Below are 22,094 nucleotides of genomic sequence, written 5' to 3'. Positions count from 1 at the left end.
GATGGCATAACCCACAGAACATTCTTTCTGCCAGATTATGCCATCTTTCCTGTTTACTTATTCCAGACCGAAGTCCCGTTTTCTGTTATCCTTGCCAGTTTCACTTTCCCGCTGACTCTTTTCTTTATAAATCTGCAGTTTTTCATGGATAGAACCACGTGTCGGTCTTTCTTCTTTCTCATCTGATTCGAACACCTCTGCTTCTGCATCTTCCCGTTCATCCATATTGAGCAATGCATTTAATTCTGACAGTCGCTCCAGTTTCTGGTTCAACTCCTCTTCTTTTGGAAATGGCTTTCCAACCTCTTCTTTTGCATTTGCAAGCTGTTCATATACTGTTTCCAGTCTTTGTTGTGCTTCTGAAAGCTTCTCTGGATAACTGTCCAACAGATTGTTGATACGAGTAATATTTCCAAGTGCATCTGCTCCAAGATGAACTTTCGAGACAGACTCATGTTTGACAGATAGAATAAATTCTTTACTCCATCCATCAAACTGAATCCTCATATTGAATCCCTGATAGTTTCCGATATCCATCGCAGCATCTACAGCTTTAATATCTTTACATACCGCCAGAAGTGCTGCTCCTGCCTCTTTCTTTTCTGTGAACTCTTTGCCACCAATCTCCATAGTAAACTGCTCTGGATCTGTGATTTTATGCTCTGAGTAATGAGCGATGTCTGCCTTGTAGCTGTCAATGATTTCTGTCAGTTTTGCAATCTGTTGTGGAAAATTTCTTGCAATATCATCTTCCAGGCGGTACTGGTTATTCATGTGGTTGGCTTTTAAAAGTTTTAATTTTGCCACATCAACATCCAATGCCATCTTCTCTTTTACTGCTGGATTTCCGGTTGCAAGAGCTTTGACCTCTGCATAGGAAAGTGCCGCTTCGTCCACATCTTCACAGCTTCGCACAGGTGCTTTGCTGGTCATAATCTGAGAAATGAATTTCTGCTTATTCTCGATCAGCTGCCACATGTAGCTGTCGAATGTGGATTCTGTTACATATCGGAAGATATGAACCTTTTTATTATGATTTCCCTGGCGGATAATACGCCCTTCCCTCTGTTCCAAGTCAGATGGTTTCCAGCCAATATCCAGATGGTGCAACGCAATCAGACGATCCTGCACGTTGGTCCCGGCACCCATCTTTGCTGTCGAACCAATCAAAAAACGAACCTGCCCGGATTTCACTTTTCCAAACAACTCCGTCTTCTTTGCTTCTGTATTTGCATCATGAATGAATGCAATCTCTTTTTCCGGTACACCTTTTTCCATCAGTTTCTGCTTCAAGTCGTCATAAACATTGAAACTGCCATCACCTTTCGGTGTGCTCAAGTCACAAAAAATCAGCTGTGCCGATTTCTGTGCTGCTGTGTCTTTCCAGATCTCATAGCTTTTCTCTGCACAGACTGATATTTTGCTTTCTGGATTATCTGGCAATAATTCGTTCACCAAACGCTGATCCAATGCTAATTTTCTTCCATCATTGGTGATTTTCAGCATATTATCAACCGAAGCATCTACCCCTCCGTTTCTGACAACTTCTGCACGTTCCCCCAGACTTTCTACGATTTCTTTCTGCTGTTCAGTTGGTTTCAGCACCACTGTTTCATATTCTGCTTCCGGCACAGGAAGTTTTAACTGATCGGAAGTCTTGATATCTGCAATCTCCTTAAACATATTCATCAGTTCCGGAATATTATAAAATCTTGCAAATCTTGATTTTGCACGGTAGCCTGTTCCTTCCGGTGCAAGCTCAATGCTCGTGACTACCTCGCCAAAGGTGGAGGCCCAGGAATCAAACAGTCCAAGTCCCATATTTTGTAATTTGCTGTTCTGCAGATACCGCTGCATAACATATAATTCCGTCATACTATTGCTGATCGGTGTGCCCGTAGCAAAGGTAATGCCTTTTCCTCCGGTAATCTCATCCAGATACTGACATTTATTGAACATATCTGCGGATTTCTGTGCTTCGTTCTGTGCAATCCCGGCTACGTTTCTCATTTTTGTATAAAGAAACGCATTTTTATAGCTGTGTGCTTCATCTACATACAAGTGATCCACTCCCAGTTCTTCAAAAGTAACTACCTGATCTTTTTTCTCTTTCTGATTCAGTTTCTCCAGCCTTGTCTGCAGTGTTTTTCTTGTCTTTTCAATCTGTTTGACGGTATAACGTCCACCATCCTGTTCATATCTTGCACTCTGGATTGCCATTTCCAGATCATCAATCTGCCTCTGAAGCATGGCTTCTTGTTTCTCATCAGAGATTGGAATACGCTCAAACTGAGAATGACCGATAATAATGGCATCATAGTTTCCCATAGCGATCCTGGCACAGAACTTTTTCCGGTTTGCCGGTTCAAAATCTTTTTTGGTTGCTACCAGAATGTTCGCCCCTGGATATAGCTGTAGGAACTCAGCTCCCCACTGCTCTGTCAGATGGTTCGGAACTACAAAAAGATTTTTCTGAGATAATCCCAGACGTTTGCTCTCCATTGCCGCCGCTACCATTTCGTAGGTCTTCCCAGCACCTACCACATGAGCAAGAAGCACATTATCACCATATAGCTGATGTGCGACTGCATTTTTCTGATGCGGTCGAAGTTCTATTTCCGGATTCATTCCTGGGAAAGTCAGATGACTTCCATCGTATTCACGGGGACGGATACTATTAAAACGTTCATTGTACACGCTTACCAGTCTTTCTCTCCTCTGCTGATCCTTAAAAATCCAATCTTGGAATGCAGCCTTCAAAGCATCCTGCTTTTGTGATGCCAATATAGTTTCTTTTTTATTCAAAACTCGCACTTCATCCCCATTGTCATTTACGACTTTATCATAGATTCTAACATCTTTTAGATTCAAGGTATCTTCCAGAATCCGGTAGGCATTTGCTCTCTCCGTTCCATACGTTGCATAGGCAAACGCATTTCTTGGACTGTCGGCGTTCTTTCCTGTAATCCTCCACTCACCATTTACCTCAGAGAATTTTACCTGTATTTCCTTCTGCGCAAGATACCTCGGCGTATGAAGCAGTTCCACCATAAACTCCTGATAATCCGAAGGTTCAATCCAGGTGGCTCCAATACGCACTTCAATCTCCGATGCTTCCAGATCTCTCGGCTGAACTGCCTCCAATGCACGGACATTCGGTGTGAATTCTGGATGATTCTCTGCAAAAGTTCTCGCTGTATTTAATTTATCCCTAACATTTCCGGACAGATATTCATCTCCACTTTCCCACTGGTCTGTCAGTGGATTTTTGAAGATAACTCCAACCAGCTCTTCTGTGATTTTCTCTTCGGTCTTTCCGGTCAACTGTGCCATATATGGGAGATCTACTTTAGCCTTTTCATTTAGGGACAGAGCAAGTGCTTCTGTGGCTGTCTCCACACTTGTCACAGCGACCGCCTTTTTAATGGTTCGTTTGGTAAACATGTCCGCTTTCCGCTTCAATGTTCCATCTTCATTCAAGTCTTCCAGGGAACACAGCAGACAATAAGAAGAGTCATCAGAAAATGCACGTTTGTTAGCATTACTTCCAATAACTCCATACTTTGCTGTGTAGGTATCATACACCTGATTCAGTTTTTTCTGCTGTTTCTGGATTTCTTCGTCTGTGACAAATTCTTGCATCTGCATGGAGATCAGCTCACGAACAGTATCACGGATTACAACCATGCCTTTCACACGTTCTGCAGTGGCGGCTGGCATTTTCACCTGATTCATCAAAGAATTGACACGGTAATATACCTGATCATCTACCACCGTATAGCTGTAATTTCGGACATTTGGATCTGCCGGAATACTCTCTGGCATCTCATCCAGTTCTGTCTCCACATCTACTGCCGGTACCATGCTTCCCTTGATGTGTTTTACAGCTTCTTGTAACTGTAATTCCAGAACAGCTCCTTCCATTGGAGCACAGGTTGTTTCCATACCATACGGACCGGACACTTCTTTCATCTCACCAAGAATCATTCCCGGATGCTGAACAAAATACTTGTTAATGGTAATCCCATTTGCATCACTCTCCAAATTCACCCAGTCTGGCATCTCTTTTGTGAAACTCTCACGCTTCTGGAAAAACAAAATATCAGCACTGACTTCTGTTCCTGCATTTGCCTTAAAAGCTGTGTTCGGCAGTCGGATTGCCCCCAGCAAGTCTGCACGCTCTGCCAAATATTTCCGGACTTCCGGTGATGCCTTGTCCATGGTTCCCTTTGTTGTGATCAACGCAGCCACTCCACCTGGACGTAACTGATCTATCGTTTTGGCAAGAAAATAATCATGAATCATGAAATTATAGCGGTCATACTGACGGTCATTGACCTTATATGCACCGAATGGCACATTTCCGATTGCCACGTCAAAGAAATCATTTGGATAATCCGTCTTCTCAAAGCCTTTGATCTGGATATTGGCATCTGGATAGAGAAGTTTAGCAATTCTACCACTGATGCTGTCCAGTTCCACTCCATAGAGTTTGGACTGGTTTAGATTCTCCGGAAGCTTTCCAAAGAAGTTCCCGACTCCCATAGATGGCTCCAGGATATTTCCCTTTGTAAATCCCAGATTCTCCAACACCTGATACATACTTTCAATCACAATCGGCTGTGTAAAATGAGCATTTAATGTGGAAGCTCTGGATGCAGCATATTCTTCCGGTGTAAGGACGGTCTTTAATTCCAGATATTCTGTCTCCCATGCAGATTTTGTCTCATCAAATGCATCTGCAAGACCTCCCCAGCCGACGTACCTGGATAAGATTTCCTGTTCCTCTGGTGTCGCATTGCGGTTCTCATCCTCACATTTTTTTAACAGCTGAATAGCCATAATATTGGCTCGGAATTTCTCCTTCGGTGTTCCCTGTCCAAGTTCATCATCTGTGATATGGAAGTTCGTTGCTGGAATCAGTTCTGCTATTCCGTTAATCTCTTCCAATGATTCTTTTTCTTCCGATACCTCAACTTCTCCCGACAGTTCTTTTTCTTTTTTATCATAATCTGTCCAGACACGTTGAGAAATCGCAGTAAAATAGGAAGACTCTTCCTCCATGATTTCTTCCCTGATTTCCCGTAATTTATCTAAGGTATCCGCATTTACTGTTTTGTTGTGATAATGATAATAAAGTACTTCTTGTCCGAGTTTTACATCCAGACGTTCCAATTCTTGTGTTGACATTCGATCCCAAATATCATCTTTTTCCGTATGAATCGTGAAACCTTCTCCATCATCATGATATTCTAATGTGTATTGAAGTCGATTTTCTTCTCCCTTAACTTTGCAATCAAAATCATAGATTTTTGTTCTGGTACCGGACATATATTCTGAATCAACTAATCGCAAATCAGTTATATCTTCTGCTGTCAAAGTATCCTGCTCCAGCTGTTCTCCTAACATCTGCTGTGCTTCTTCCAGGTCTGCCAGTCTTTGTGCTTCCTGACGCTCTTCGTACTTTTCCATTTCTTCCGGTGACAAATAATCATCTGTGCGGATTAACTGGCGAACACGTTCTGCAACCTTATTCCACTTTAATAAAACTTCTACCTCTGGACTGCCAATCTTCCCTTTAGCAAGCTTTAATCCTTTTGCATCGTGGGATGCATCAGAAGCATCTGCTCCTGGTATTCCGGGTGCAGAACCACCTGTTCCATATTCATTTTTCAAGAACTCAGCTGCATCTTTCATATCATGGTGTTCCATGAAATACTCATAAATTCGATTCCGTCCTCCAACAGTAATACCGCCTCTTCTTAACACTGCATCAATTTCATCCTGTGTGATAAAGGATAGAGCCGGTCGCTCTACTTTAAACTGTTGATCCACCCAGGAACGCTCCCTCTGGAGATCTTTATAACGTTGGAAATATTCAGGATTATGCTGTATTTCCCAGCGATGATAATCTTCTGGATTCTTTTCCATATCTTCCTGAAGCCATTCAAAACGATAGGCTGTCGCAGCTGCTTCCTCCGGATCTGTCCAAGCCGCCCCCACTACGTCCTGCCAATCAGAATAAGACAACTGCTCTTCTCTGTTTCTGCTCGTATCACGGAAATGGAGTGCCAGAAGATCTGTCATTTCTTTCTGTTCCTGCTCGATAGCATTATTGGAGATAAGATTATCAACGTAATTTCCCTCCTCATACATATCTCGGATTCTGTCAGCGGATTCTTCCCACGTAACGATACGGTCAAAGTTTCTTCTTGCAGAATCACCTCTCCGGATACGGATACCATCGTTGTCGTACCAGATACTGATTTTCTGACCATCTATGGTAAATCCTTTTCCTCCAGTTCTATATTCATCTTTCAGGAAGCTTTGCATTTCTTCATTGTCCAGACCCTCAATCAATCTTGCAGTAATGTGAAACAGCGTATTTTTCTGTCCGCTTCCTGTTCGGAGAATATCGTCTACCACTTCATCAGAAATAAGAAAAGCGGCTGGCTGTTCTAATGCAGCTGCCGCTTTCCTTATTTCCCCTAACTGTTCCTCTTCTGTTGGGAACAGGCTTAACTGTAAATAATCTCCTGAATCACCAGTTCCTCTGCCTGTGCTTTGATCTGGTTCATGTGTCTGGTCCACGCCATTGTGTCTGCCATCTTGTCCGGTGCCGGATCTTTCTCCAGAAGTTCGTTCATCAGGTTGTCTACTCTCTGTCTTGCCTGACTGTCGATCTCCATCAGATGACTGTCCAGACGGTTCTGCAGTGTCAGAATGTTGAACCTGGCTACCTTGTGATTTCTCAGATACTCTTTCCGCATCATTCCGTACTTGCCGATGGTTCCTCTCGTCTCTTCCAGGCTGATATCTGGAATCTGATACTCTCCGTTCTGGCTGTAACTGATCTCTCTCATAGTCTGTTTCCTCCTTTTTTTCTTCTCTATCTTCTGTGTTATCTGTATTACTTTCACGAATTAACGTGTTAAATTCATTATAAGCTACTTCTTTTTCTTTTGCAACCGTTTTCAGGTCATTTTCCAGATCATTCAGAACATATCGTCCGATCTGCATCAGAACTGGTCTGCTGATCTCGTTGACTGCACTTCCCAGATGTCCTAATACTTTTAGCTGATTGAAGTCCGTAATATGCCGAAAATCCTCTGCATCCAGATATTCCTGTACATCCAGCCCACACCGGTTTAGTAATACATACCAGACACTATTGGTCATCAGTTCCCGAAATTCGACTTCCTGATTCTGTTCGTCCAGTTCTTCCAAAAATGTCCCTGTTACGTCCAGTCTCAGTTCTTCCAATGCATCTGGAAGCCATTCCTGCATACTCTCCTTCGCTGCCTGATGCAGACTTTCAGCAAGTCCTCCTTCTGTATCTTCCAGTGATAACTGTTCCTGCAGATAATCTGCAACCAGCTGTTCTCCTTTCACCGGAAGATTCCATAACTGAGGATCTTTTCCCAGATTCCGCACTTTATAAGTGTCCTGCACATCAAATACATACCGAAGTTTTGTTTTCGATCCGGAAGTATTGTCAATCAAGGCAATCCCCTTGGATCCCTTTTTGATCCAGCGGTACATCTTCTGATTCCAGATTTCCATGGATGCTACGGCAGTTGCTTCCGGTCGCTGTGCATAAATTAAAAGCTGTTCTGGAAAAGTGTATTTGTACAGTCTGGATGCAGTGTTTAGGAACCGCATCCATTCCTGCGGACTGGCAGCTACATCTTTTGCCACCTCTTCCGTTAGCTGTTCCATTGCATATAATTTATTTGCCATGTGCTACTCCTTTTCATAAAATCAGGGACTGCTTGGCACAGTCCCCTTAATATCATCGTTGTTTCTCTTTATAATGCTGTGGCAAGCTCTTTTGACTTATTCTTTGGCACTTTGTCTGCCTCTTTTGCCTTGATCTCTGCCTTGGCTTTCTCCAATCTTCCATGGATTCCACCTTTTACTTCTGCTTTTTCTTTTTCCAGACGTGCTTCCCTACGCTCAGCATTTTCCATTACTGCGGTCTTTTTATCACAGAACTGAACCTTATCAGAAAGCTGTTCCTGTCTTTCCACCTGTGTCTCATTGACTTCCTGTACCATCGCATTTAATTCTGGAACCTGAAAAATTCCGTTATCAGGGAGAATCAACACTTCATGAACGGAAGATGGGATGACAAAGTAATCACTTCCCAGGCATTCCCCAATCTGTTTACGAATATCTTCCTGCAGTAACAGGGAAGCTCCATTCATCTTAGCTTTGTTTGTCAGACAGAACATTGGGTTTTCCATGGCTTCCATATCCATTTTTTCATTCAGCAGGTTTTCTGGTTCTTCACCAAAAATCATAGATTTGATAATCTCATTCATATCCATAAGTGTGACACCACGTTTTCGGTCTGCCACCATCGCATCCGCTTGAATCTGTTCGGCAGATACTCCCCACTCGTTCATCAGAGAAACAGTTACCGGAATACTGCTGATCCCTTCTCCATTTTCCTCCAGATTTACTGCATAATAAGCTGCAAAATCTCCGTGTTCTGTGACTACTTTATCTGCAAGAAGATCGGTATTCCATTCCTTATCACAAATTCTCATCTGTAATTTGTCTTTCATCTTTTCATAATCCAGAATATCCGGAACTCCCATATCAAAAAATTCTGCTTTTCCCTGTGCCTCAATACGCATATCAGCTACATCACCAACACAAGAATCTACATCTTTTCCATGGATATATTCCTGGTAGAGGGAATCCAGATAGACTGTCGGTACGATTCTCTGATCTCCGTTTGGAATCGTGATACCAGTCAACTTCAATCCGTTATTCTTTTCAACTTCCTGAAGTTTAATTTCTGCGTCCTTATAAGACTCTGGCAGATACTCCTTTACATTGTCTTTGACATATTCATAAAATTCTTTTCTGTTCATCATACGCTTTTACCCCTTTCTGATCATGTGATGGTTCATTCTTTTTCTGCTGACCATCTGCTCGGCTTTCTTCTGATAAGCCATCATTCTCTTTAAAGTTTTCTCCTGGTTTTTTCGTGCTTCCTGTCTTTTTTCCATTGCTTTCATCATAGTTTTCTGTTCCTTTCTGTGATTTTTTTGTATGAAAAAGGGAGCCTCACATAGAAGCTCCCAATCATAACCGTTGGTTTTAGTTTCCTTATTTGCTTTTCCTTTTCCGGCTGATATAAAGTCCTGCCATACCTCCTGTGGAGATTACAAGAAGCAGGATTGGCAGCCAGATATTCGTGCTGTCACCTGTTTTCGGTGCGTTTGATACCTTTGTCTCTTCATGGGACTGTGGTGTATCCGGTGTGTTCGGTGTTTCTGGAACTTCCGGTTTCTCATTTGTCAGATTAAAGGTAACTTCCACAACCGGTGTACTGTCATCTGAATAGGCAAATGTCACTTCATGCTTGGTCTGATCCAGTGTGTATCCGTCCAGTGTCTTTGTTTCCACCAGATAATACTTGATAGCGGTATCATATTTGCCGTTCTTAAATGTGGCAATCTCATACAGCTTACTTTCTGCATGACCGGCAGCATCTGTCTTTAAGGTTTCCAGAACTTTTCCTTTGCTGTCACGAAGTTCAAATTCTACCCCTTTCAGTGGTTCTCCTGACGATTTATCTGTCTTATTGAGAATCACTTTTCCCTTGGCAGTATCATCTTTCATAGCCACTTTCTGGATTTCTCCGTTATCTTTCACCTCAAATGTCACATCGGCTGTCAGAAGATATCCTTTCGGTGCCTGCTCTTCACGTAAGGTATATTTACCGATTGGCAGTTTTTCGATATAGTGCGCTTCCTCTGTGGAAGTCCAGCTCTCTACTACCTGATCATCCTTATCGAGAATCGTCAGTTTCGCACCTGGAATCTCAGTTTCTCCTGTGATATCAGTCTTACTGATCTGCACTTTTGTCACATCGTCTTTCATCTCATGCTTCTGAACCTCTGCTGTATTCTCTACTGTGAAAGCAATACTTTCTGCAGTGACATATCCATCTGCCGGTTTTGTCTCTGTCATGGTGTATTTCTTACCAACAACCAGTTCTTTGATCACATGGGATTCTTCCGTAGAAGTCCATTCATCTACTGTATTGCCATCTGAATCCGTTACTTTCAGGTGTGCACCTGGAAGTTCTTTACCTGTTGTCAGGTCTGTTTTGGACAGCTCCACTGTGGTTGGCTGATTTTCAAAAGTAAAGTCGTAGCTTACTTCTGCCTGGTCTTCTCCGGCATATTCAAAGGTAAATTCCTGTACTTCTTCTGTTGTAACAAATCCGTCCGGCGCAAAGATTTCTTTCACATAGTATTTTCCATCTACCGGAAGATCTGCCGTAAAAGTAATCTGTCCTTTTTCATCCGTTACTCGCTGCTCGATCAGACTGTCTTTCTCAAGGAGTACCTCGCCCTTTGCATTTTTGATATCTTCACTGGTATAAAGACCGAAGACACCACCTGCAAGGACACGGTCTGTATCTTTTTCTTTCTTCACAACCGTAACCTTTACTTTCTGACGGGCATTCTGCCATTTTTCATCATAAGTGATGACTGGTGTGTCCTGATCACGGTAGGAAAGGTCAACATATTTCGGCTCTTTATCCAGCACATAACCATGGGCTGTTTTTACTTCCTTCACATAGTATTTTCCAGCCGGGAGATCTCCCATCTGTGCAATGCCATTGGAATCTGTAGTAATAGTTCCCACTTTTTCATCTGCTTTGAAATAATCTTCGCTGACACCATCTGCCGCTTTGATATTTTCCGCAGCAAATACATCGAAAGTTACATCTGTAAGACTTCCGGTTACATATTCAAAGAGATGCTCCACAGTACCTTTTACATGGTCCAGAAGTGTCACTTTATCCAAAAACTCTCCATTTTTGTTGATGATCAGAAGTCCTGTCGGAACTTCATCTTTCATCTCTACTTTCTGAATCTCGGCTGTATCTTTCAGCGTGAACTTCACATCCATTGCTTTCAGATATCCATAAGGTGCCATTTCCTCACGAAGGGTGTATTCCTCACCAACTGTCAGTCGTTTGATCACATGTGGCTGATCTTTTACAGAAGTCCACTGGTCCACAACATTTCCTTCTTTATCGAGAACGGTGAGTTTTGCCCCATCCAATTCCACACCTGTTGTTACATCAGATTTTGTGACTTCTACGGTTGTTGGCTGGTTCTTTTTCACTGTTTTCAGTTTTACTGTCTTCACATCCTGTCCCTGGTAAGAAGCATCCAGATTCAGAACTTCATCAGAGGATACAAATCCCGCCGGTGCTTTTAACTCTTTCACATAATACTGTCCAAGTGGCAGATCCAGCGTACATGCTGCAAGACCATCGTTATCAGAAGTCATTTCCTGCAGAAGTGTATCTGCCTTTACAATGATCTCACCTTTCTCATTCTTCAGATCTTCTGTGTTATAGATGCCAAAGACAGCTCCTGCTACGGTTGCACCATTTTCTGCATCCTGTTTTTCTACCTGGATCGCAATTTTCTGTCGGTCATCACCAACAGTCACTTCCTGTTCGATCACAGGTGTATCCTGATCCGCATAGACAAATGAGACATCCGATCTGTCATGGTTCAGGACGAATCCTTCCGGTGCAGTCTTTTCTACCACATAGTAAGAACCAAGCGGCAGGTTATCAGCAACTGCTTTTCCGTCTTCCCCGGTCGTTACCGTTGTTACCAGTGCATCTTTTGCATAGATCAGCTGTCTGTTTCCGTTTTCATCTTTCTGATAATCCGGTGTATAGATATTTTCAGCTGCATAGACATGAAATGATGCACCCTTCAGGTATCTTTCTTCATAAACAAAATCCTTTTTAAATCCGGTCAGCATCTCACCTTTTTTATAGATCGTCAGCTTTCCTTTTACCGGATGGTTCTCGTAGTCTACCGTAATAATGGCATCTCCGCTCTCAGAATCCATCTGGTATGCTGTGTTTGCATCCACCGCAATCTCTACATAGTTCTTATTGATTGTGTACCCTTCCGGTGCGTTGACTTCCTCAATCCGGTAATGTCCGATCTTCAGATTCTTCGGCATGATCAGATATCCCTGGCTGTCCGTAAAATAAGACTTGTGAGTAGTTGTCACTGGGTAAGTTGTTACCTGCTCCACATACTTCTTGTTGTCCAGGTCATATACCTTAAATTCTGTTCCGGCAATCAATACAGATTTCTTTGTTTCATCGTCTTTTTTCACGATTTTCAGTTTTGCCTTAAACTCTTCATCCAGAAGCACTCGCCAGATCTGTGGCTCGTTTGGATGATGTTCTGTGATATTCACTTCAAAATCATCGACTGGCTTGTAATTGTGCGGTGTTGTAGTTTCACGCACGATATAGCTTCCAAATGGTAATGGAATACTGCAGGCATACCCTTTTTCATCTGTGAAAATCTCAGTTGCTCCATTTTCTCCACTCACTACTGGTTTGGCAGAATCAAAATCATAGCTTCCATCTGCTTTCTTTGTAAGAGAAGATTTCAGATAAACTGTAAATCCGGCTCCGAATAACAGATCTGCATCGGTCTTTCCATTGTTGGCTGCTTTGATGATCTGAAATGGCTGTTTGATGACCTGCTCACTGGAAGTGCACTCTCTTTTTACTTCTGCTGTCATATCTCCTTCATAACTGCACACAAGATCATGCTCTTCTGTATCTGCCAGGTATCCGGTCGGCGGTGTGATCTCTTTGACATAATATTTGCCAAGATATAAACCTTTTACAGAAGACTGTCCTTTGTCATCTGTTGTAAGAGATGCTACCTGTTCTCCTGCTTTATAAATAGTTCCGGTTGCTCCGTCCGGATGCACGATATCTTCACGGGCATACAGACCATAAACTGCACCTTTCAGTGTGGCATCTCCCTGTGATACTGCTTTTCCTGTTTCTTTATCAACTTTGAATAAATTGATCTTTGCTGTCACACGGTCATTGCTGAAGGTATGGGCAAATAATACGGTTGCTTCTTTATCATTGGTGTAAGAAAACTTGAACGTATACACATCTTCTGTATTTCTTACATAGCCTTCCGGCGCCTGATCTTCTTTTACGGAATAGGAATATCCAATCGGAAGATCTGCTGTGAATTTTGCAGTTCCATCTGCTCCAGTAGTTGCTTTCTCAATCAGTGTTCCTTTTTTCACAACAACGGTTCCGTCTGCATTTCTAATATCATCGAATGCATACAGAGCAAAAATACCGCCATTCAGTGGTTTCTTTGTATCTTTATCCTGTTTTACTACGGAAACATCTGCTTTCTGTCTTTCGTTGTTAAAAGTCACATCTGCAAATACAACTTCTTTATTCTGTCCGGCATAAGTCAGAGTCACTGGCTTTTCTTCGCTGCCGTTATAGAAATTGTCCGGTGCTTTTGCTTCTTTCACCACATAGCTTCCAAGATGCAGGTTCTTCAGTGTAACAGAACCATTCTCTCCCGTAGTCAGATTATCTTTTACCAGGTCACCTTTGCTGTACACTTTTGTGCCATAAGCAGTTACGATATCTGCCCCGGCATACACGTTATACACTGCATTTTTCTGTCTGCGGTTTTCATACTGGAATACCGTTCCATTTTCACTGACATCTGCTCCGGTAAGAACCTGTCCTTCTTTGTAAATGGTAAGCTCTGCAAGCTGTTCTTTATTTTCTACAGTCACAGAGGAAGTCTTACTTGCTACCAGTTTTACATTTGTTGCCGTTGCATTTACTACATATCCCTGTGGTGCTGTGATCTCTTTCAGATAAACGGTATCCTGTGTCTTGATGATCGTAACAGAAGATTTTCCATTCTTATCTGTTGCCGGCATCTGAGTGATCAGCTTTGTACAAGCCTCATCGCTGTATACACCGAATACTGCACCTGCAAGATTGACATCCGCTGTATCGTCTTTCTTTACGATTTCGATCGTAGCCTGTTCAATCCAGGACACCTTTAAGCTTACATATTTTTCATCAGCGACACCTTCTCCAAACACAAATGCCAGATCCTGAACACTTGCATTCGTAGTCAGTTTATATGCTGAATAATCTTTTGTAATACTACCCTTCATTTTTGCAGAAAAAGTAGCACTTACATCTTTTGTCTGTGTCAGAGGTGCTGAAAGATAAAACGTAGTTCCTCCTCCAATTGTTACGCTTGCACCTGCCGCACTTACATTTCCAGTAGATACATTATGGAGCTTTACACCCTTTGGTAAGTCCATTGTAATTTTCTGCTGGGAAGATGCATTGAACTTAATGTTCTCCGTTCTCTGAACATTTCCATCTACATAAGCTTTTACATTCGGTTTTGAAAATGACATCGCTACATCTGGTATTTCCGGCTTATTCACACAATAATTATAGAGTTCTTTTGCCAAAGCCTCGCCTGTAGCATTTGTTCCATAGAATGCATCACTGCTTCCATTGGCATACGATGCAGCCATGTGAATAATGATGAATCTTTTTCCTTCTGAGAAATCCGTGTGTTTATTCGCAAAAAAACTTTCGCTCCCTGCGGCATCTGTACCGTAATAACACACTTTTGCTAACGCCTGATTGTCCCCGATCTTTGTGATTGTATAATTTCCAGATCCTGGTCCTGGTTTTGCTGGCTGTACACAATACGCAGTTGCTCTGACGCTTCCGTAGCTGATATAGTACGGCTCTGTCAGATAGGTTCCAAGATTATAATCTGCATATCTATACAGAGGTCCTTTTTCAATCGTTACCTGCTGTGTAGTTCTTGCTGAATAAGCCGAAACTGCTTCAAATGTTGCAATCTCTCCCTCTTCCATAGAATCAAGATCCACCCCTTCGTCTCCTGCCTGTTCCAAAACATCGTGAAGCTCTAACCCTGATTCTTCATCATAGGTATCCTGATTCTGTGCCTGCTCTACTAAATCATCAAATTCATCAGCATCAATATCGGTAATCTCCGAGTCTGCTTCGGAATCCTCCGCTTCTTCTGTCTGCTGTTCACTGCCAGCTGTTTCGGATTCGGTTACCGCTTCACTCCCTGCAGTTTCTGTCTGCACTTCTGTTTCTTTCTCACGCACAATCAGCTTTCGGCTGATCTGATACTTCGGATGCTCCTGATTTACCGGTTCCACATAATAGACCGCTTTGTAAGTGTCCGCATGATCTGTCGTAAAATCCTCATCCTTGTCGTTCTTTGCTTCCTCGAATGTGACTTTAACCTTGTCAGCATCCTTGATTTCCAGTCCTGTGTAGTCTGATTTCACATCAAATACACTGCCTGTTTCGATTTCATAATCTTTGGCAGTCACCACCTCATCTTCATCCAGAAGGTCTTTCACTTCCTCATAAAGTGGCGGTTTTTCCTCTGGCTGAATCTCCGCTGCATATGCAGTCATCGGAGACAACACGGTACTAAGCATTGTCATGCCTGCCAGCAAGCCAGATACTACTTTTCTAAAATTACCTTTTTTCTTCATGCTAAGGTCCTCTCTTTCATAATATTTGTATGAAAACAGACAGTCCTTAGACTGCCTGCCATACACTACTTATCGTTGTGGGAAAATCAGATTGAACTGCACATTCCCCTCGCCGGGATCAACCATTTCCACAGTTGCTTCATACTGTCTCCCTGTTTTTCTGGATACCAGATCTTTATAATGGATTTTTCCTTTAGACAGGAACTTCTTTGCTGCCGCCTTATCCATCTTTTTTCCCTGGCTTGCAAGGAATTTATCATTCTTCCACAAGGTAAAAGCACAGTTCCGATCAGAACAGTAAAAGTTTACTTTTCCTTCCCTGACATCAGCTCCACAACGGGGACATTTGCCAATGACTTCTCCTTTTGCTTTTCCCTGAAACTGCTCTTTCTTTTCTTCTGAAATACCCTGATATCTGGCAACCAGTTCCTGCATCAGCTCTGTAATCCCATTTAGGAATTCATCTGCTGTCTCTGTATTCTGGGCAATGTGATTCAATGCCATTTCCCACTCTGCTGTCATCTTCGGAGATTTAATCTCATCCGGCAGAACCGTAATCAGCACATTGCCATCATCTGTCGGCACCAGATTTTTCTTTTCCCTTTTCACAAAACCAGACTTAATCAGTTTTTCAATGATTGCTGCCCTTGTTGCTGGAGTACCTAGTCCTTTCTTTTCTGTATCTTCGGTCATTTCTTCATTCCCTGCACGTTCCATCGCAGAAAGCAGGGTATCTTCTGTGTACTGTTTCGGTGGCTGTGTAAAATGCTCCGATACAAAAGAATCACAGGGACCATAATGCTTGCCTGCCCAGATATCCAGCTCCGGCTCTTCTTTCTCACTCTTTACGCCAAAGAACTGTTTCATTTTATTTTCGATTGCCTTGAATCCTTCCTGCTTTGTTTTCTTTGCCGTGAGATAAAACGTATGATAATTACAGGTAATCTGGCTTTTATGACTCTCATAAATATAAGGATCTGCGGTTGCTGTCAGTACCCTGGCACTGATCAGGTACAAAATCTTGCAGTTTCGTTCTTTCAGTTTACCTATATCTGCCTTTGCTACTTCCATGGTCGGGATAATCGCATGGTGATCAGATACTTTCTTTGAATTTAATACCTTACTCACGTCCGGCTGATATTCCAGGCTTTCAGCATAAGGCATTTCCCCAAGTAACATCTGAATCAGAGTTTCTGTGCTTTCTCCCATCTCATCTGTCAGATACTGGCTGTCTGTTCTCGGATAAGTGACAAGCTTCTGCTCATACATCTCTTGCACGGCATCCAATGTCTGTTGAGCGGTATAGCCAAATATTCTGTTTGCTTCCCTCTGCAGGGTGGTCAGATCATAAAGCTTCGGAGGGCGGACTGTTTTCTCTTTCACATCATCCTTTTCCACTTCGCACATCCGCTCCATGCAGTCCGCAGCCACTTTATCTGCATCCTCTTTTTTCTGAAAATGCTCTGTAACTGCATCCATATCATCAAACTTGATATGAGCCATATAATATTTTTCTTTGGTAAATTCCTTGATCTTCTGATTTCGATTCACGATCATGGCAAGTGTTGGTGTCTGCACTCTTCCGACTTTCAGATTCTGGTTATACAGAACGGAAAAAAGACGGCTCGCATTGATTCCCACCAACCAGTCTGCCTTTGCCCTGCAAAGTGCTGACTGATAGAGACTGTCATAACACGAACCGTCTTTTAATGACGCAAATCCATCTTTAATTGCCTGTTCTTCCATAGATGAGATCCAGAGCCGCTTCATCGGCTTTTTGCATCCTGCCTGCTCATATACCAAACGAAAGATTAACTCACCTTCACGTCCTGCATCAGTAGCACAGATTACCTCATCTACTTTGGAATCTCTCATCAGTTTCTTTAAGATTCCGAACTGCTTCTTTGTGCCCTCCAAAATCTTGTGTTTCCAACATTCCGGCACAATCGGCAGATCCTCATATCTCCATTTTTTATATTTTTCATCGTATTCCGATGCATCGCATAATCCCACCAGATGTCCTACGCACCAGGAAACGATATAACCGTTTCCCTCCACGTAGCCATCTTTTCTTGTTCTGGCTCCAAGAACGGAAGCCAGTGCCATCGCAACCGATGGCTTTTCTGCAATCACTAATTTCATTTACTCCTGCTCCTCTTCTTCATCTTCCAGCACATTATCGTCAAAATCTTCATCTCTCAGGATTTCCGGTTCTGTACTTTCTTCCTGCTCATCTGCATCATCTACTTCCCGTTTTTCTGACTCTGAATCTTCGGATTCATCTTCATCCTCTTCCATCTCATCCTCGTCATCATATTCATGTTTTGGTTTATAGACTTTGAAGTAATATCCTCCTGCCGCAGCTCCGACTGCAACCAGTGCAATCAAAAGATACGTTCCAAATGGACTTTTATCTTCAGGCATCTGAATATCATCCTCTACCTTATCTTTCTCATCTGTCTCTGTCGTTTCCGGTTTTTCTTCCTCTGCTTTTTTCTCTGGTTCTGCATAAACCGTATCCACTTCCGGAAGTGTCACCGAATCAGAAAGTGTGAAGTTCATCAGATCTTTTTCACTGACTTCTGTAAGAAAATACACATTATCCTGAGATTTTGAATTGTCAATAATCAGATAGAAAATCTTACCACTCTTAGTTGAAATGGTATAAAACTCTTTTGTGCCTTCCGTAGCTGTTTTAGTAACAGAATCTGCTGTCTCGCCTTCTTTATTAAGCTGTTCCTCAATACCTGTCACTGTCCGATCATCCACGGTTCCTTTTGCATCTGTCGGCTCAGAAGCCTGTGCATCCTGCGGAAGCGGTGAAGTCGTTGTTTTCTCAGTCCCAGTTGCATCTGCACTGGTCGTGGTTGCCATTGCACCATTACTGTCAATGGAAGTTTTCTGTTTCTCTGCCTGCTTCTTTGCCCATTCATAATAAGGATTCTGTAACACATACTTTTCAGACGTATTTCCGGCACCGTCTGTTACCGTAATCTCAATCTGTTTTGTAGTAAAATCTTTCTGTGTCAATTGCACTCTCAGCATTCCATCCTTCAAGTCTGTATAAGTGGTGCCATTGACTGTTACTGCAGTAATCCCTGATACTGTATCATTCCCCTGAATCGTCAGCACACCATCTGTCAGGGAAGCAGATAGTGTAGGCTTTTCCGTGTCATAACACTTAATAGAGCGATTCTGCTCATAGACCTTCCCCTCACCATCTGTCACACGCACATACACTGTCTGGTTTCCAGTGATCGTGATACTTCCACTTCCGGTTACATCCTGCCAGCTTCCATCTTTTCCTGCTTTTGCTTCAATCTTTGCTATTGAGAAACCTTCCGGCATATGACTGGCATCTACCGTAACAGCAATGGTTGTTTCTCCCTGTTTCCAGCCATCCGGTTTCTCAATCGTGATTGCAGGCGTGGTATTCTCAGCTGCATAAGCAGTCTGTGTCTGGAGCAAAGGTGTTGTCAGGCAAAGAAATGTCGTTGCTGCAAGCAAGCTCTTTTTTACCCTGCTTTTAGTAATTGTTCTCTTCTTCTGTTTCATTTTTTCCAGATTCATCATCGGCTTTTGTTTCCTCCTTCTGTATTTCTACCCTGCCGGGCAGTTCATTTTTCATTCTCTTTTTGAAAGCTTCCAATTCTGGAATACTCATATCCATTGCACGGATAATTCTTACAATTTCCAGATTTTCCGCTTCTGTTTTGGCAATCTCCGCAGCCTTGAAACGCTTTAAATCTGCTTCATATCTGGCTTTGGAGGCTTCCATTTTCTCTTTGGCTTTCTCATAATCCGCCGTTGCTTTTTCAAGACTTTTCATCGCTTCTCCTTTCCGGACGGCTGATGCAGCCGCCCTTTTTTCTTACCATCGTCCAAATCCATAGAAATGGCTCTGCCAGTATGGGGAATTGATGGACGTATACTGCACCGGATGTCCACAATGGATCATCTGACCATTGCCTACATAGATTCCGATATGCGTTACCGGCTCCCCTGCGTCGTAAGTTCCAGTAAAGAAGATCAAATCTCCCGGCTGTGCCTCCGACTGGGATACTGGTGTACAAATGTTGTACAGTCCCTGTGCTGTTAGTCTTCCTGTATTCCTTACACCAGAGTTTGTCAGACAGTAGCTTACAAATCCGGAACAATCGAATCCACTTGGGGAATATCCACCCCACACATACGGTGTTCCGAGATATCTCGCTGCTTCATTTAACAAACGCTGTGCTGCTTCACTGGTATATTCATTGCCGCCAAAGCCTGCTCCTTCTCCAGTTTCCAGATAAAAGATCGGGTTTAACCGCTCTCCATTTTTCAGAAGTTCAATATGAAGATGGCTTCCTGTGGAATTTCCAGTATTTCCTACAAGACCTATCTCATCACCTTTCGTGACGGATGCTCCTGCAGATACACTCCGGCTGCTTAAATGTGCATACCGTAGTTCATAGCCTTTACTGTCCTTGATTACAACATAATTGCCATAGCTGTCGTTATAAGCAGAAGTTGTAACTGTTCCTGTCAGTCCTGCCATCACTTTTGTTCCTTCCGGTGCCCCGATATCCATGCCATTGTGTAACTGATTAGCTCCAGAAATCGGGTGAATCCTGTATCCATAATAGCTGGTCACACTGGAATACCAGTTAAAATCAACCGGTGTCGCAAACATCTGCAAGTTGCCTTTTGTATCGTTGTAGGCACTGAACAGTTCTTTCTGGAAAAATCCCAGCCTGTCCTGACAGATCGACATCAGATTTCCGCTGTTTAAGGTGACATTCAGCACATCTACATCTCTTGTCCTGGTCACTTCCACTTCCTGGCTTCCATTATCATCTGCCAGATAGCATTCCCAGGTCTTATGACCATGTGCGGATGCTGCCGCATGACTGTCATAATAGACATCAAATTGTACACCGTATCTTGCGAAAGCTCCGGTATCTTCTACCGTATATTCGACACCATTCATGACCACCTTTGTTCCCATTGGAACAAACGGATTGGAAGCATCTACTGCTAAGGTATGATTGGCTGTTGGATATGCTCCACTGGCAGTCGGTCCTCCACTCCAAATACCACAACAGATTGGACAGTTACAATATCCGCTTGTTACAACCTGTCCCAACGATTCTCCAACTCTTACTGTTGCTGTCTCTGTCACAGTTTCATTGACTGCTTCAGTAGTCAGATGATATTGCTCTGCAAACAATGCATCCAGTTCAGGCTTGACCTGTTCAAAAGTAAACTCCTCATACTTTGCTGACAGATAACTGATTAGGATAAACGGATCATGCTCAATAGGTCCGATGTTATATCGGTATTCCTCATGTCCCGGTTCTTCAGACTCCATGTTGTTAATCCGCTCCTGCAGATTAGCTTCCAGCTGTGTATAATACAGTTCCGCTTCCCGGATTGCTTGATCCGATGACAGATAACTGGTTCCCGTGTAAGTGATCACATTTTGTAAAAACACTGCAGAGCATGACGTGACATTCGTTATAATCAGAAACATCAATCCGATCAGAACTGCCACACTGATATACACCTTCCGGTTTTCTTTAAAGAAGTTGGTGACTTTGCCGCCAATCTTCTTGATATAATCAATCGTACCTTTTGTAGCTGTACCTACGGTCTGTTCACTTCGCTTTGCTTTGGCATAATCCCGTTTGATCTGTTGCTTCTGAATCTGTTTTTTTAGCTTCTTCTGCTCCTGACGGGCTGCCGCCTGTGTCTGTTTCTCTGCCTGTCTCTCCAGTCTGCTTCTCTTTCTGGAAGCCCTCTGTTTCCTTCGTCTAGCACTTCTCTGTTCCAGCCGGTAAATACCTTCGCAGCCTTCTTCCAACTTATGGGCACCTTCTACTGCCGCATTATCGTCTTCATTTTTACTGATCTCACGGTGCAATGCTGCGGAAGTTGCACTTCCTGCTTTCTTAACAACAAAAGCTTTTTCTGTTTTCACAGATTCCCCTTCGCCAAACTTCAGGCGGGATTTCTTCTTTCCAGAACCCTCTCCTTCATTTGCCTGATAAACCTGTGCCTTCTTGGAATGCTGCTTTGCTTCCTTTTTCTTTCTTGCTTCCTCATAAGAAAACTTTTTGGCTTTTTCCTTCTGTTTCTGATGACGGAAATTGACTCCATCCGTATCCATCTGGTTCAATTTCTCCATATCTTTGTCATTTTTCACAGAAGCACCAGTCTCTTCATAAGCAAATTTCAGACGCTGTTTCTGCTTTGGTTTCTTACTTCCACCATTCTTCTTACTCCGGCTGTCTCCTCTGTTTTCTGAAAGATCCGCACGTTTTTCTTTCAGTCTCCCTGACTGGCTGGCTTCGGATTTTTCCGCAAATCTTGATTCTTTTCTGTTCTCAGCACGGATTCTTTTCCGGTTTTGTTGCTTTCTATTTTGTCCAAAATCCTCACTTTGGTTCTCCGTTCGCATCAGTTCCGGTGCATCCCTGGATTTTTGCACAGAGGGACGGATATTTTTCCCACTCCGCTTAGACTGGCGGGGAGACTTATCCACAAGGTTTTCTGCTTTTTCCCCCTGTTTTATTCCCATCTGCACATCACTGGCACGGTTACTGACACGAACAGAAGATTTATCCGTCAGGTTTTCTTCCACCAGACCATCTTTGGTCATCTTCTGGACCTTCTTATCCCTGACTTTCATTCTC

General features: G+C 42.9%; 8 protein-coding genes. All 8 read right to left on the bottom strand.

Going from position 1 to position 22,094, the window contains the following annotated elements:
* Positions 1-57: 57 nt before the first annotated feature.
* The 8 genes from ACZ47Z_RS05800 to ACZ47Z_RS05765 all read right to left on the bottom strand — a co-directional run bounded on the left by ACZ47Z_RS05800 (position 58) and on the right by ACZ47Z_RS05765 (position 22,090).
* The gene (locus tag ACZ47Z_RS05800; RefSeq protein ID WP_464525964.1) at positions 58-7,740 is read right to left on the bottom strand and encodes a DEAD/DEAH box helicase family protein; all 7,683 of its coding nucleotides are present in this window, start codon (positions 7,738-7,740) and stop codon (positions 58-60) included.
* Positions 7,741-7,808: 68 nt separating this feature from the next.
* Entirely contained in the window at positions 7,809-8,885 is a 1,077-nt protein-coding gene (locus ACZ47Z_RS05795; RefSeq protein ID WP_044921502.1) for a DUF5688 family protein, read from the bottom strand.
* Between the two features lie 6 nt (positions 8,886-8,891).
* Entirely contained in the window at positions 8,892-9,032 is a 141-nt protein-coding gene (locus ACZ47Z_RS05790; RefSeq protein WP_005344203.1) for a hypothetical protein, read from the bottom strand.
* A gap of 88 nt (positions 9,033-9,120) precedes the next feature.
* Positions 9,121-15,417 carry a SpaA isopeptide-forming pilin-related protein gene (locus ACZ47Z_RS05785; RefSeq protein ID WP_464525963.1) on the bottom strand — a complete coding sequence of 2,099 codons (6,297 nt, stop codon included), beginning with the start codon at positions 15,415-15,417 and terminating at the stop codon, positions 9,121-9,123.
* Positions 15,418-15,486: 69 nt separating this feature from the next.
* Positions 15,487-17,559 (bottom strand): DNA topoisomerase 3, encoded by a 2,073-nt coding sequence (locus ACZ47Z_RS05780; protein WP_464525962.1) that lies wholly within the window; start codon positions 17,557-17,559, stop codon positions 15,487-15,489.
* Positions 17,560-18,990, bottom strand: a complete 1,431-nt coding sequence (locus ACZ47Z_RS05775) for a CD1107 family mobile element protein (RefSeq protein WP_330576773.1) — start codon at positions 18,988-18,990, stop codon at positions 17,560-17,562. It lies immediately after the preceding gene.
* Positions 18,944-19,246: a DUF4315 family protein gene (locus tag ACZ47Z_RS05770; RefSeq protein ID WP_008688068.1), complete on the bottom strand. Its 303-nt coding sequence runs from the start codon at positions 19,244-19,246 to the stop codon at positions 18,944-18,946. Before ACZ47Z_RS05770 ends, ACZ47Z_RS05775 begins: the two co-directional genes overlap by 47 nt.
* A 42-nt stretch (positions 19,247-19,288) precedes the next feature.
* Positions 19,289-22,090: a CD1108 family mobile element protein gene (locus ACZ47Z_RS05765; RefSeq protein ID WP_464526047.1), complete on the bottom strand. Its 2,802-nt coding sequence runs from the start codon at positions 22,088-22,090 to the stop codon at positions 19,289-19,291.
* Positions 22,091-22,094 lie beyond the last annotated feature (4 nt).

The organism is Mediterraneibacter faecis, from assembly GCF_055383675.1.
This window is presented reverse-complemented; position numbering and strand designations above follow the sequence as displayed.